Source organism: Micromonospora sp. NPDC005161, from assembly GCF_053599855.1.
In genome coordinates, this window is sequence record NZ_JBSFYQ010000005.1 from 124302 (window position 1) to 137181 (window position 12880).

The window sequence follows — 12880 nt, forward strand, 5'->3', positions numbered from 1 at the left end:
TATACCGCAGGCGTTAACAGGGGGCCCTTCCTTACACCCGGACGAGCATCTTGCCCAGGTTGTCGCCGCGGAGCAGCCCGAGGAACGCCGCCGGGGCGTTCTCGATGCCGTCCACGATCGTCTCGTCGTAGAAGAGCCGGCCCTCGCGCAGCCAGCCGGCGACGTCACGGACGAACGCCTCGCGCACGTCCTCGTGGTCGCGGACCAGGAAGCCGCGCAGGGTGAGCCGCTTGCCGATGACCAGCGCCAGGTTGCGTGGCGCGGCCGGTGGCTCGGTGTCGTTGTACTGCGCGATCATGCCGCAGATGGCGGCCCGACCGTGCAGGTTCAGCACCGAGATCGCCGCCTCCAGGTGATCGCCGCCGACGTTGTCGAAGTAGACGTCGACGCCGTCCGGGGCGGCCGCCTTCAGCGAGTCGCGGACCGACCCGTCGTGGTAGTCGAAGGCGGCATCGAAGCCCAGCGCCCGCAGTCGCTCCACCTTGGCCGGCGAGCCGGCGCTGCCGATCACCCGGCCGGCGCCCTTGAGCTTGGCGATCTGGCCGACCAGGCTGCCGACCGCGCCGGCCGCGGCGGAGACGAAGACCGTCTCGCCGGGCTTCATCGCGGCCACCTCCAGCAGCCCGGCGTACGCGGTCAGGCCCGTCATACCCAGCACGCTGAGGTACGCGCTGACCGGTGCCAGGCTCGGGTCGACCCGGCGGGCGGCGGTGGCGTCGAGCACCGCGTACTCCCGCCAGCCCAGCCCGTGCAGCACGGTGTCGCCGATGCTGACGTCCGCTGCCTCGCTGGCCACCACCTCGCCGATCGCGGCGCCGTCGAGCGGCGCGTCGAGCGCGAACGGCGGCACGTACGACTTGACGTCGTTCATCCGGCCACGCATGTACGGGTCGACCGACAGGTACTGGTTGCGGACCACGATCTGGCCCGGGCCGGGCGTCGGGACGTCGGTCTCGACGAGCCGGAAGTTCTCCTCAACGGGCCAGCCCTGGGGGCGGCTGGCCAGGTGGATCTCACGGTTGCTGGTCACGGGGTGGTCGTCCTCTCGTCGCGGTCGGGGCCTGGGTCCGCGACGTCACGCGGTCAGGGACTCGCGGACGGTCAGCGCGACGTCGATGTTGCCGCGGGTGGCGTTGGAGTACGGGCAGACCTGGTGTGCCTGCTCGACCAACTGCTCGGCGGCGTCGCGGGGCACGGCGGGCAGGTCGACGACGAGCTGCACGGTGAGCCCGAACCCGCCGCTGCCGTTCGGGCCGATGCCCACCCCGGCGGCGACGACCGAGCCGGTCACGTCGGCCTTGGCCCGGCGGGCGACCAGCCGCAGCGCGCCGTGGAAGCAGGCCGCGTAGCCGGCGGCGAAGAGCTGCTCGGGGTTCGCTGCGCCACCGGCGCCACCCATCTCCTTCGGCACGGCCAGGTCGAGCGTGAACGTGCCGTCGGAGGTCTCGACGTGGCCGTCCCGGCCGTCGCCGCTGGCCGTGGCGGATGCGGTGTAGAGCACCTGCATGATGGTCACTGCTCCTTCTGTCGTTGGATGGTGTCGGTGACCCGGGTGAGGGTGTCGCGCAGCGCGACCAGCTCGGCGATGTCGAGCCCGGTGGCCCGGGCGATCTGCAGCGGGATTTCGTCCACCTGCTGCCGCAGTGCCCGGCCCTGCTCGGTGAGGCCCACCTCGACCCGTCGCTCGTCGCGCGCCGACCGCCGCCGCACCACCAGGCCCGCCCCCTCCAGCCGCTTGAGCAGCGGCGAGAGCGTGCCGGAGTCCAGCCGCAGCTCGGCGCCCAGCTCGGAGACCGTGGGGGCGTCGTCGGGGCGCTCCCAAAGCACCAGCAGCACCAGGTACTGCGGGTAGGTCAGGCCGAACCGGTCGAGGATCGGCCGGTAGACGTCGGTCAGGGCGCGCGACGCGGCGTAGAGCGCGAAGCACACCTGCCGGCGCAGCACCAGGTCATCGGTCACCGCTGAACCGTAGCCCACAATTAAGTTGTGCACAACCGATCTGGTCGCGATGCGGTCGTGACCACGGTCCGAGCCGGGTGACTGTTACACCTCGGCCAGCGTCCGCAGCGCCTCGGCCACCGTGAAGGCGCCCGCGTAGAGCGCCTTGCCCGCGATCACACCCTCCACCCCGAGCGGCTCCAGGGTCGCCAGCGCCCGCAGGTCGTCCAGCGTGGACACACCGCCGGACGCGATCACCGGAGCGTCGGTGTGGCCGCACACCTCGCGCAGCAGGTCCAGGTTCGGCCCGCGCATGGTGCCGTCCTTGGTGATGTCGGTGACCACGTACCGGCTGGCGCCCGCCTTGTCCAGCCGCTCCAGCACCTCGTACAGGTCACCGCCGTCACGGGTCCAGCCACGCGCCGAGAGGGTACGACCACGCACGTCCAGCCCGATGGCGACCCGGTCGCCGTACTCCCCGACCACCCGGTCGCACCAGACCGGGTCCTCCAGGGCCGCGGTGCCGATGTTCACCCGGGCCGCCCCGGTGCCCAACGCCGCGCGCAGCGACTCATCGTCCCGGATGCCGCCGGAGAGCTCCACCTGCACGTCGAGCTGCCGCACCACCTCGGCGAGCAGGTGCGCGTTGGTGCCGCGCCCGAACGCCGCGTCCAGATCCACCAGGTGGATCCACTCTGCGCCGTCACGCTGCCAGGCCAGTGCGGCGTCGAGCGGGTCGCCGTAGATGCTCTCGCTACCGACGGCGCCCTGCACGAGCCGGACGGCCCGGCCGTCGGCGACATCCACGGCGGGTAACAGGGTGAGGCTCACGTCTTCTCCTCGATCAGGTACGGCGGTCCAGGGCGATCACCACGACCGCCGGCAGTACGAGCAGCAACAGCACGATCAGCGCGATGCGCAGCGCCAGATCGTCGACGAACGTCCAGATCAGGATCAGCGCCGCCCCGGTGAGCAGCACGATAGCGGCACGCTCGCCCCTGGTGTGCCGAGCCAGCCGACCGGACCGGCCCCGCCGCAGCTGCGGCGTCAACCGGCGAACCACCGCCCGGCGACGCTGCCGGCGGGCCACCCGGCGCTGCCGGACCGCCCGCTCCCGGGCCTGCTCGGCCTCGCGTTCCGCCCGGCGGCGCGCCCGTTCCCGGCTCACCGCGACCCCCGCCGGGCGGGCGCCGGGCGGCGACGACGCTCAGCCACCACTGGGCAGCGTGGCGAGCCAGTTACGCAGCAGCGCGGCACCGGTGTCGGCGGACTTCTCCGGATGGAACTGTGCCGCCGAGAGCGGACCACGCTCCACCGCGGCGACGAAATCGGTGTCGTGGTGGGCCGTGGTCACCGTGGCGCCGGTCGCGGCCAGCGCCGCCGGGTCACCCATCGCGTACGAGTGGACGAAGTAGAACCTGCTCTGCGCCGGCATGCCCGCGAAGAGCACCGAGTCCCGGGGCGCCCGGACCGTGTTCCAGCCCATGTGCGGCAGCCGGGTCGCGGCCAGCCGGGTCACCCCGCCCGGCAGCAGACCGAGCCCCTTGGTCACCACACCGTGTTCGTCCCCGTGCTCGAAGAGCACCTGCATGCCCACGCAGATGCCGAGCACCGGTCGGCCGGCGGCCACCCGCTCGGCGATCACCGGGCCGGCGCCGAGCGCCTCGATCCCGGCCATGCACGCCGCGAAGGCGCCCACCCCCGGCACCACCAGACCGTCGGCCGCGGCCGCGGCCGCGACGTCGTCGGTCACCCGCACGTCCGCGCCGGCAGCGGCCAGCGCCCGCTCCGCGGAACGCAGGTTGCCCGAGCCGTAGTCGAGCACCACGACGCCGGTCATGAGCCCGAGCCCGGGAGCAGCCAGAGCACCCCGCCAGCGGTGGCCAACACGGCCAGGAGCGCGGTGACCACCACCGCGGCCTTCGGCGCGCCCTGCCGGTACAGCGACCACACCCCGCCCACCAGCACCCCGGCCAGGATCAGCAACAGCGTCGGCAACACGCGCATCAGAGAGCGCCCTTCGTGCTCGGGATCGCGCCCGCCGCCCGCGGGTCGATCGCGGTGGCCTCACGCAGCGCCCGGGAGACCGCCTTGAACTGCGCCTCCACCACGTGGTGCGCGTCCGGGTTACCGCCCGGCCGGGACGCCCGCAGCACGTCGATGTGCAGGGTGATCCGGGCCGCCTGGCCGAAGGACTCCCAGATGTGCCGGGTCATGCTGGTCGGGTACACCGGGCCGATGTACGGCGCCAGCGCCGGCTCGTCGTGCACCACGTACGGCCGGCCGGACAGGTCCACGGCGGCCCGGACCAGCACCTCGTCCATCGGGACGGTCGCCGAGCCGTACCGCCGGATGCCGGCCTTGTCGCCCAGCGCCTGGTCGAACGCGGCGCCCAGGGCGAGCGCGGTGTCCTCCATGGTGTGGTGCGCGTCGATCTCCAGGTCGCCGACGGTGCGCACGGTCAGGTCGTAGCCGCCGTGCCGGGCGATCTGGTGCAGCATGTGGTCGTAGAAACCGACCCCGGTGCTGATCTCGGCCGTGCCGGTGCCGTCGAGGTCGATCTCGACGAGGACCTTGGTCTCCTTGGTGATCCGCTCCACTTGGGCGGTCCGGCTCATCAGAATGTCTCCATCGCAGAAAGGAAGGCGTCGGTCTCGGCGGGGGTGCCGGCGGTGACCCGCAGCCAGCCGGGCAGGCCGACGTCGCGGACGAGCACCCCCTGCGCCAGCAGTGCGCGCCAGGCGGCGCCCTGGTCGCCGCCCACCTCGAAGAGCACGAAGTTGGCGTCGCTGTCGGCCACCCCCAGCCCCCGACCACGCAGCGTCGCCACGATCCGGTCCCGCTGCGCCATGATCGCGCTCACCGTACCGAGCAGGGCGTCCCGGTGGGCCAGTGCCGCGCGGGCGGCGGCCTGGGTCAGCGCGGAGAGGTGGTACGGCAGCCGGACCAGTTGCACCGCCTGCACCACCGCCGCGTCGGCAGCCAGGTAACCGAGTCGCCCGCCGGCGAAGCCGAACGCCTTGCTCATCGTCCGCGTCACCACCAGCCGCGGATGCCCCGGCAGCACGGCCAACGCGCTGACCGTGCCGGGCCGGGCGAACTCGGCGTACGCCTCGTCGACCACCACCATGCCGGGCGCGGCGTCGAGGACCGCGGCGACCACCGCCGGGGCCAGCGCGGTGCCGGTGGGGTTGTTCGGCGAGCAGAGGAAGACCACGTCGGGCCGGTGCTCGCGGACCTGGGCCACCGCCTCGTCGGCGGTCAACCCGAAGTCGACGCCGCGCCGGGCCGGCACCCACCGGGTGCCGGTGCCGAGGGCCAGCAGCGGGTGCATCGAGTACGCCGGCACGAAGCCGAGCGCGCTGCGGCCCGGACCGCCGAACGCCTGGAGCAGCTGCTGCTGGATCTCGTTGGAGCCGTTGGCCGCCCACACCTGCTCGACGGTGAGCCCGTGCCCGAGGTACCCGGCCAGGTCGGCGCGGAGCGCCACCGCGTCCCGGTCCGGGTAGCGGTTCAGGTCGCGCAGCTCGGCCGCGAGCGCCTTGCCGATCGCGTCGGCCACCGGCTCCGGCACCGGGTAGGAGTTCTCGTTCGTGTTCAACCGCACCGGCACGTCGAGCTGCGGCGCGCCGTACGGCGACAGCCCGCGCAGGTCGTCGCGGATCGGCAGGTCGTCGAGCGAGCTCACGCCCCCGACCCCCCGGGGAAGCGGGCCCGGACGGCCTGGCCGTGCGCGGGCAGGTCCTCCACGGTGGCCAGGGTGACCACGTGCGGGGCCACCTCGCGCAGCGCGGCCTGCGAGTATTCGATCAGGTGCACGCCGCGCAGGAAGGACTGCACGGACAGCCCGGACGAGTGCCGGGCACAGCCGCCGGTGGGCAGCACGTGGTTGGAGCCGGCGCAGTAGTCGCCGAGCGACACCGGCGACCAGGCGCCCACGAAGATCGCTCCGGCGTTGCGCACCCGCAGCGCCCACTCGCGGGCGTCGACCGTCTGGATCTCCAGGTGCTCGGCCGCGTACGCGTCGACCACCCGCAGCCCGGCCTCGAGGTCGTCGACCAGGACCACGCCGCTCTGCTCGCCGGTCAGCGCCGTGGTGACCCGCTCGGTGTGCTTGGTCGCCGGCACCTGCCGGGCCAGCTCCCGCTCGACCGCCTCGACCAGCGCCACCGACGGGGTGACCAGCACGCTCGCGGCGAGCGGGTCGTGCTCGGCCTGGCTGATCAGGTCGGCGGCCACGTGCGCCGGGTCGGCGGTATCGTCGGCCAGGATGGCGATCTCGGTCGGCCCGGCCTCGGCGTCGATGCCGACGACGCCCCGCAGCAGCCGCTTGGCGGCGGTCACCCAGATGTTGCCCGGGCCGGTGACCAGGTCGACCGGCTCGCAGCGCGCGTCGCCCGCCGGATTCACCGCCGCCCCGTACGCCAGCATCGCCACCGCCTGGGCGCCGCCCACGGCGTAGACCTCGTCGACGCCGAGCAGCGCGCAGGCGGCGAGCACCCGGGGGTCGGGCAGGCCGCCGTTGTCCTTCTGCGGTGGGCTGACCACCACCAGCGAACGCACCCCGGCCGCCTGGGCCGGCACCACGTTCATCACGACGGTCGACGGGTACATGGCCAGCCCACCGGGGACGTAGAGCCCGACCCGGTCGACCGGCAGCCACCGCTCGGTGACCGTGCCGCCGGGCACCACCTGGGTGGTGTGCTCGGTACGCCGCTGATCGGCGTGCACCCGGCGGGCGCGGCTGATCGACTCCAGCAGCGCTGCGCGCACGTCCGGGTCGAGCACCCCCTCGGCCTCGGCGATCGCCTCGACCGGCACCCGCAGCACCTCCGGGGAGACGCCGTCGAACCGCTCACTGGCCTCCCGGATCGCCGGGTACCCATGCTCCCGGACCGCCTCCACGAGCGGCCGGATCCGCTCGACGGCAACCGACACGTCGAGCTGGGCGCGGGGCAGCAGGCGGCGCGGGTCACCGAGACCATTGCGCAGGTCGATCCGATTCAGCACCCTTGCGAGTCTAGGCGGCCGGACCGGAGCGCACCCGGGCCGCCCGTCCGCCGGGACGGTGAGCCGGGCCACGCCGACGTGGGCGAGATTGGCTAGGCTCCACCTGTGACCGCACGGCTGCCGGTGTTCCCGCTCGCAACGGTGCTCTTTCCCGGGTTGGTGCTGCCACTGCACATCTTCGAGGAGCGTTACCGGGCCCTGGTCCGGCACCTGGTCGGCCTGCCCGAGGGCGCCTCGCGCGAGTTCGGGGTGGTCGCCATCCAGGCCGGCTGGGAGGTCGCGCCGGCCGGTCCCGGTGCCCGGCCCACACCCGCCGGCGGCGAGGTCACCCTGCACGAGGTCGGCTGCACCGCCGAGCTGCGCCAGGTGACCGAGCTGGCCGACGGGGGCTTCGACATCGTCACGGTCGGGCGGCGCCGGTTCCGGATCGCCGAGGTCGACGAGAGCTCCACGCCGTACCTGACCGCCGAGGTCGAGTGGCTGCCCGAGCCGGCCGGGCCGGACGAGGTGGCCGACCTGCTGGCCGCCCGGGTGATCGCCGTGTTCCGGCAATACCTGGGCCTGGTCCGGTCCGACCCGGAGGAGATCTCCGAGCAGCTCCCCGAGGACCCGACCGTGCTCTCCCACCTCGTGGCGGCGACCGCGGCGCTGACCGTGGACGACCGGCAGCGGCTCCTGGCGATCGATGACACCGCCGCCCGGCTCCGCGCCGAGCTGCGGCTGCTCAACCGCGAGGCGGCTCTGCTGCGTCAGGTGCGGGCGGTTCCGGTGCCGCTGGCGGAGCTGGCGTCCCCGCCGACACCCAACTGAACGCGGTCGGGTCGGGCTCCGGCTCCGGGCGCAGCGACGGCCAGCGCGACCAGCCGGCCAGCAGGGTGTACGTGATCGCGGCACCGAACGCCGGCAGCAGCAGGTTGCCGTGCGGCACCGGCAGCACGCCGAGCAACCAGTCGACGCCGCCGGCCCGCAGGTCGGCGGGTTTGGTGAAGGCCTGGCCGGCCGGGGCGGTGTCCAGCAGCCGGTCGAAGGTCGCCAGGCCGATCCGCCGACCCACCTGCCAGGCCACCGGCGCGGCGGCCAGCGCGCCCAGCACGGCGGCGAGCAGCCCGACGGGGCCGCGCCGACGGCGCAGTACTAACCACAGGGCGAGGGCCGCGAGCACCCCGAAGGCGAGCCCGAGCAGGCTGAACCAGCCGTCCGCGGCGATCGGCTGCTCCGGCTGCGGGTCGGCGTAGATCGCGCCCTCGGCGGTCTTGAGCACCGGGGTGTCGGGCGCGAGCGCAGCCCAGAGCAGCCCGAGCGGCGCACCCAGCACGGCCAGCGCGAGCACGACACCGGCTACCGTCACCCCGGTCCGCGCCGGCCTGCGCGGCGGATCGGCCGCGGCGGGGCCGAAATCCGCGTCCACGTCCGGTGGCCCCCCGCCGGCACGCTGGTCCGTTACCGGGTCGGCCGGTGTCGATGGCGCGGACGACTCGACGCCGGGCGGCGTGGGCCGGTCGGATTCGGGGCTGTCGGGGTTCACCCGATGATCCTCTCAGCTCGCCGCCCGGGCCGTGCACGGTCATCCGCGCTCGGGCCCGATGACGTGACCGCACCGCCTCCGGTTAGCGGGCGAACGGCTCCACCATGACCGAGGCGGCGCGCAGCCACGCCTGCCGGGTCTCCGGCTGGAGCTGGTGATACTCGATCGACGACCCGGTCTCGAGCGCCGGGTCGTAGGGCACCACGGCCACCGCGCGGGTACGGGTGGCGAAGTGCCGTTCCAGGTCGTCCTGCAGGGCGGAGCGGCCCGACGTGGGGCAGGAGATGAGCGTGATCGCGTTGTCGGCCAGCTCTCCCATGCCCTCCTCGTGCAGCAGGTCGAGCATCCAGTCGGCGCTGAACGCCGCGTCCTCACGCGGCACGGTGGTCACCACCAGCTGGTCGGCGGCCTGCATCACGGTGCGCCAGTTGGCGCTCTCCACGTTGTTGCCGGTGTCCACGCAGACCACGTCGTGGGTACGCCGCAGCAGCTCCAGCACCCGCCGAACGGTGAACTGGTCCAGCCGTTGGGCGAAGCGCGGGCTCTCCTCGCCGGCGAGCACGTCGTACGAGCCGTCGGAGGCGTGCCGCAGGAAGTCGTCCAGCCGCTCCAGCAGGGTCGAGCCCTCCAGGATCTCGATCTGGGCCAGCTCACTGATCAGGTGGCGGATCGTCCGGGCGTGCCGGGCGCTGCCGGCGCGCAGCCCGAGGGTGCCGCGCAGCTCGTTGTCGTCCCAGGCCAGTACGCCCCGCCCCCGCACGCTGCCGACCGTGGCCGCGGCGAGCACCGTCGCGGTGGTCTTGTGCACCCCGCCCTTGGGGTTGGCGAACGCGAACACCCGCGGAGTGCCGAGGTCGCGGCGGAGCACCCCGGTGGCCCGCTCCAACTCCTGGTCGACGCCCTGCGGACGCCATTCGATACGCGGCGGGTAGCCGCGCTCGGCGATGGCCGAGCTGACCGGCGGAGCGGGCGGTGGGACGACCGGTGGGGCCGGCAGGGGCGTGACCGGCGGGGCCGGCGGCGGCGTGACCGGCGGGGCGGACGGGGACGGCGGGGGCACGGGGTAGCCGGTCTCCGGCTGGTAACCGGTCTCCAGCAGCGCGTACCGGGACTCCACCGGCGGGTTGCCGTGCCGGTAGCCGTTGTCCAGCAGCGCGTAGCGCGACTCGACCGGCTCGGCCTGGCGGGACGGCGGCTCGGGCTCGGGCCGGTACGCCGGCTCCGCCCGATAGCCCGGCTCGGCACGGTACGCCGGCTCAGCGCGGTACGCGGGCTCGGCGCGGTAGGCCGGCTCGGCCCGATACGCCGGCTCGGCCCGGTAACCCGGCTCGCCCCGGTGGTCCGGCTCCGGCCGGTACGCCGGCTCGGCCCGGTAGGCGGGGTCGACCCGGTAGGTCGCCTCGGCCCGGTAACCCGGGTCCGCGCCGTACGACAGCTCGGCCGGATGCCCGATGGCCGACGCCCGCCCGGTGTAGCCGTCGGGGGCCGCGCGCCGCGGCAGCGGATCCGGCGGTGGTTCGTCGGCTCGCCGCTCCGGTTCGGTCTGCTCGGGGGCGCGGGCGCCGTGCCGGGCGCGGTCCAGCAGCGCCCGCCACCTCGGCGCTGGTTCGGCCGGCCGGCCCCAGCCGGTCTCACTGCCCTCCACGGCCCGCCCTCCCAGCGCCATCGATCTCCGTCTGACAGGCTACGAAGGAAACCCTATTCGGACCACACCACGGCACGCACACCACCCGGCGCAGATCACGACGGGGAGGGCGTCGGTGGCCCGGTGCCGGTGGCGTCCGGCGAGGTGGTGACGCTCGGCGGGGCCGACTCGGTGGGACCGGTCGTCGACGGTTCGGGTGATGGGATCGTCACGACCGGTGCGGGTTCCGACGATTCGCCCATCGGTGCCGAGGGCACCGGCGCGACCGGCGGCGACTCAACCGGCACCTCCGGGGTCGGCTCCGCGCTCGGCCCGGTGTCGGCCGGTGGGCGGACCACGTCCTGCTGCTCGGGCAGTGGCGGCGTGAAGACCGTGCGGTCCAGCCGGTACACCTCGGGGGCGGGGTCGACCGCCCGCACGTCCGGCCGGGTCGCCATGCCGCGCAGCGCCACCGGCGCCGCCCGCACCACCGCCGCGTACACGCAGGCGCAGCCGGTGCGGTACCCGGCCGCCTCGGCCGCCGCCACGGCCGCACCGCTGGCGTACCGCTCGCGCAGCTCCCGCACGTCCGCGCCGTCGCCGCTCACCGCGGCGGCCTTCGCCCGGTAGTCCGCGGCTTCGGCGTCCTTGCGGGCGGCCACCTGCGCCATTCCGGCGACCACGTCGTCCGGCACCCGCAGCGCGGGAATCTTGACGATCTCGGTCTGCCGGCCGGGCAGCGGGACCCGCCCGAACACCGTCGAGACCGACACGTCGCCGAGCACCGCCGCCAGTCGCTGCGGCGGCAGGTACGCGTCCAGCGTGACCAGGGCGTAGGTGCCCTCCCCGGTGGCCGGGGCCGCCGTGGGCAGCGCGGCCAGGTCGGCCGCGGCGGACCGCAGGTAGCCGGGGACGGAGTCGCCGTCGACCACCCCGACCCGGGTCACCTCGCCCACGGTCCGGTCGCCGACCGGAGCGTCGTCGACGGCCCAGACCGCGGTGCCCAGCACCGCCGCCGAGGAGAGCAGCGCGGCCCAGGTGAGCACCCCGGACCGCGCCGACCGGTCGCCCAGCCGGGCCACGGCCCGGGTCAGCGGCGGCAGCAGCCGTTGGTCCAGCTGCCGCAGCAGGTCGCCGGCGCGCACGGGCGGGATCCCCTCGTCGGATCGGTGTCGGGCGGTCGCCGCTCAGTCACGCAGGATCTGGAGCGCGCGGTCCAGGTCGTCAGGGTAGTCGCTGACGAACCGGACCTCGTCCCCCGTTCGGGGGTGCAGAAAGCTCAACTCGCGGGCGTGCAGCCACTGTCGGGCCAGCCCGAGCCGGGCCGACAGGGTGGGATCGGCGCCGTAGGTGAGGTCGCCCACACAGGGGTGCCGCAGGGTCGAGAAGTGCACCCGGATCTGGTGGGTGCGGCCGGTCTCCAGGCGGACGTCGACCAGGCTGGCCGCCGGGAACGCCTCCAGCGTGTCGTAGTGGGTGATGCTCGGCTTGCCGCCGGAGACCACGGCCCAGCGGTAGTCGTGGGTGGGGTGCCGGTCGATCGGCGCGTCGACGGTGCCGCGCAGCGGGTCCAGGTGCCCCTGCACCACCGCGTGGTAGCCCTTGTCCACCTCGCGGTACTTGAAGGCCCGCTTCAACGCGGTGTACGCCTGCTCGCTCTTGGCCACCACCATGATCCCGGTGGTGCCCACGTCCAGCCGGTGCACCACGCCCTGCCGTTCGGCGGCGCCGCTGGTGGAGATGCGGTGCCCGATCGCGGCGAGGGCGCCGATCACCGTCGGGCCGGTCCAGCCCGGGCTCGGGTGCGCGGCCACGCCGACCGGTTTGTCCACCACCACGATGTCGTCGTCGGCGTACACGACCCGCAGGCCCGGCACCGCCTGCGGCACCACGGTCGGCGGGGCGACCGGCGCGGGGAGCGTGACGTCCAGCCAGGAGCCGGCCTTGACCTTGTGCGAGTTGGCCCGGGCGGTGCCGTCGACCAGCGCGTCCCCGGCATCGACCAAGGCCGCGGCGGCGGTACGGGAGAGCCCGAACAGCCGGGACACCGCCTGGTCCAGGCGCATCCCGTCGAGCCCGTCCGGCACGGGCAGTGAACGGTGGTCGCCGCCGGCGGCGAACGCGGAGGTCACGCCCGCTCCCGCTGGTCGGCGTCCTGGGTGGCGCTCGCGTCGGCGGGGTCGCCGTCGCGGCCGACCCGTCGGCCGTCACGCTGGCGGCCGGTCAACTCCAGCAGCACGGCCAGCAGCACACCGCAGACCAGCGAGCTGTCGGCAAGGTTGAACACCGGCCAGACCTGGCCGTACGGGTCGAAGAGGCTGACCATGTCGACCACGTGCCCGTGGAACGGGGAGGGCGCCCGGAAGATCCGGTCGACGAGGTTGCCCAGCGCGCCGCCGAGCACCAGCCCGAGGGAGATCGCCCAGGGCAGCGACCGCAGCCGCAGCGCCATCCAGAGGATCCAACCGACCACCCCGATGGTGATCAGCGGGAAGACCCAGGTGTGGTCCGCGCCGATGCTCCACGCCGCACCGCTGTTGCGGGTCAGACTGAAATAGACCACACCGCCGAGCAGCCGGACCGGCTCCCGGTCGGTCAGCGTGGCCAGCGCGAGGTGCTTGGTGAGCAGGTCGGCCAGCAGGGCCACCAGCGCGACCCCGGCGAGGATCGCGACGGCCCTCGGCCGGGGTTTGTCGCCGCCCGGGTCGGTGCGGCCGGGTTCGGCGGACGGTGCTGCGGTCATGCGCTCCCCATCGACAGTCTCGGCGGTGATCGCTCACCGT

16 protein-coding genes are annotated in these 12880 nt (G+C 74.3%); 1 reads left to right on the forward strand and 15 read right to left on the reverse strand.

All coding sequences use genetic code 11. The features are described from left to right. Positions 1–31: 31 nt before the first annotated feature. The 10 genes from ACWD5O_RS07195 to hisD all read right to left on the reverse strand — a co-directional run bounded on the left by ACWD5O_RS07195 (position 32) and on the right by hisD (position 6948). Positions 32–1030 (reverse strand): NADP-dependent oxidoreductase, encoded by a 999-nt coding sequence (locus ACWD5O_RS07195; protein WP_450084816.1) that lies wholly within the window; start codon positions 1028–1030, stop codon positions 32–34. Positions 1031–1075: 45 nt separating this feature from the next. Next, positions 1076–1507: an organic hydroperoxide resistance protein gene (locus ACWD5O_RS07200; protein WP_450084891.1), complete on the reverse strand. Its 432-nt coding sequence runs from the start codon at positions 1505–1507 to the stop codon at positions 1076–1078. Between the two features lie 5 nt (positions 1508–1512). Next, positions 1513–1959, reverse strand: a complete 447-nt coding sequence (locus ACWD5O_RS07205) for a MarR family winged helix-turn-helix transcriptional regulator (RefSeq protein ID WP_354964977.1) — start codon at positions 1957–1959, stop codon at positions 1513–1515. Positions 1960–2043: 84 nt separating this feature from the next. Next, the gene (gene priA, locus ACWD5O_RS07210; protein ID WP_354964978.1) at positions 2044–2769 is read right to left on the reverse strand and encodes a bifunctional 1-(5-phosphoribosyl)-5-((5-phosphoribosylamino)methylideneamino)imidazole-4-carboxamide isomerase/phosphoribosylanthranilate isomerase PriA; all 726 of its coding nucleotides are present in this window, start codon (positions 2767–2769) and stop codon (positions 2044–2046) included. A gap of 13 nt (positions 2770–2782) precedes the next feature. Beyond that, the gene (locus ACWD5O_RS07215) at positions 2783–3106 is read right to left on the reverse strand and encodes a hypothetical protein (protein WP_089019766.1); all 324 of its coding nucleotides are present in this window, start codon (positions 3104–3106) and stop codon (positions 2783–2785) included. A 39-nt stretch (positions 3107–3145) separates the two neighbouring features. Continuing rightward, positions 3146–3778 carry an imidazole glycerol phosphate synthase subunit HisH gene (gene hisH, locus ACWD5O_RS07220; protein WP_450084817.1) on the reverse strand — a complete coding sequence of 211 codons (633 nt, stop codon included), beginning with the start codon at positions 3776–3778 and terminating at the stop codon, positions 3146–3148. Then, positions 3775–3945 carry a hypothetical protein gene (locus ACWD5O_RS07225; protein ID WP_450084818.1) on the reverse strand — a complete coding sequence of 57 codons (171 nt, stop codon included), beginning with the start codon at positions 3943–3945 and terminating at the stop codon, positions 3775–3777. The genes hisH and ACWD5O_RS07225 overlap by 4 nt, the downstream gene beginning before the upstream one ends. Continuing rightward, positions 3945–4556 (reverse strand): imidazoleglycerol-phosphate dehydratase HisB, encoded by a 612-nt coding sequence (gene hisB / locus ACWD5O_RS07230; protein ID WP_450084819.1) that lies wholly within the window; start codon positions 4554–4556, stop codon positions 3945–3947. The genes ACWD5O_RS07225 and hisB overlap by 1 nt, the downstream gene beginning before the upstream one ends. Then, positions 4556–5626: a histidinol-phosphate transaminase gene (locus tag ACWD5O_RS07235; protein ID WP_450084820.1), complete on the reverse strand. Its 1071-nt coding sequence runs from the start codon at positions 5624–5626 to the stop codon at positions 4556–4558. The genes hisB and ACWD5O_RS07235 overlap by 1 nt, the downstream gene beginning before the upstream one ends. Further along, on the reverse strand, positions 5623–6948 hold the full coding sequence (gene hisD, locus ACWD5O_RS07240; protein WP_450084821.1) for a histidinol dehydrogenase: 1326 nt from the start codon (positions 6946–6948) through the stop codon (positions 5623–5625). The genes ACWD5O_RS07235 and hisD overlap by 4 nt, the downstream gene beginning before the upstream one ends. A gap of 105 nt (positions 6949–7053) precedes the next feature. On the opposite strand from hisD, the gene ACWD5O_RS07245 reads away from it, so the two are divergent. Further along, positions 7054–7758 (forward strand): LON peptidase substrate-binding domain-containing protein, encoded by a 705-nt coding sequence (locus tag ACWD5O_RS07245; RefSeq protein ID WP_450084822.1) that lies wholly within the window; start codon positions 7054–7056, stop codon positions 7756–7758. Here the strand turns inward: ACWD5O_RS07245 and ACWD5O_RS07250 are convergent. The 5 genes from ACWD5O_RS07250 to lspA all read right to left on the reverse strand — a co-directional run bounded on the left by ACWD5O_RS07250 (position 7673) and on the right by lspA (position 12840). Continuing rightward, positions 7673–8473: a DUF2567 domain-containing protein gene (locus tag ACWD5O_RS07250; protein WP_450084823.1), complete on the reverse strand. Its 801-nt coding sequence runs from the start codon at positions 8471–8473 to the stop codon at positions 7673–7675. The two genes, ACWD5O_RS07245 and ACWD5O_RS07250, sit on opposite strands and share 86 nt — an antisense overlap. Before the next feature lie 82 nt (positions 8474–8555). Beyond that, on the reverse strand, positions 8556–10139 hold the full coding sequence (locus tag ACWD5O_RS07255) for an AAA family ATPase (protein ID WP_450084824.1): 1584 nt from the start codon (positions 10137–10139) through the stop codon (positions 8556–8558). Between the two features lie 74 nt (positions 10140–10213). Continuing rightward, positions 10214–11242: a hypothetical protein gene (locus ACWD5O_RS07260; RefSeq protein ID WP_450084825.1), complete on the reverse strand. Its 1029-nt coding sequence runs from the start codon at positions 11240–11242 to the stop codon at positions 10214–10216. 42 nt (positions 11243–11284) lie between these two features. Then, positions 11285–12229: an RluA family pseudouridine synthase gene (locus ACWD5O_RS07265; protein WP_450084826.1), complete on the reverse strand. Its 945-nt coding sequence runs from the start codon at positions 12227–12229 to the stop codon at positions 11285–11287. Next, positions 12226–12840: a signal peptidase II gene (gene lspA, locus ACWD5O_RS07270; RefSeq protein ID WP_450084827.1), complete on the reverse strand. Its 615-nt coding sequence runs from the start codon at positions 12838–12840 to the stop codon at positions 12226–12228. Before lspA ends, ACWD5O_RS07265 begins: the two co-directional genes overlap by 4 nt. Between the last annotated feature and the right edge of the window lie 40 nt (positions 12841–12880).

What these genes read in the sequence shown, in the direction of transcription:
- ACWD5O_RS07200 (WP_450084891.1), bottom strand. Translation starts at nt 1,507, where the DNA reads ATGCAGGTGCTCTACACCGCATCCGCCACGGCCAGCGGCGACGGCCGG.
- hisH (WP_450084817.1), bottom strand. Translation starts at nt 3,778, where the DNA reads ATGACCGGCGTCGTGGTGCTCGACTACGGCTCGGGCAACCTGCGTTCC.
- ACWD5O_RS07225 (WP_450084818.1), bottom strand. Translation starts at nt 3,945, where the DNA reads ATGCGCGTGTTGCCGACGCTGTTGCTGATCCTGGCCGGGGTGCTGGTG.
- hisB (WP_450084819.1), bottom strand. Translation starts at nt 4,556, where the DNA reads ATGAGCCGGACCGCCCAAGTGGAGCGGATCACCAAGGAGACCAAGGTC.
- ACWD5O_RS07255 (WP_450084824.1), bottom strand. Translation starts at nt 10,139, where the DNA reads ATGGCGCTGGGAGGGCGGGCCGTGGAGGGCAGTGAGACCGGCTGGGGC.
- lspA (WP_450084827.1), bottom strand. Translation starts at nt 12,840, where the DNA reads ATGACCGCAGCACCGTCCGCCGAACCCGGCCGCACCGACCCGGGCGGC.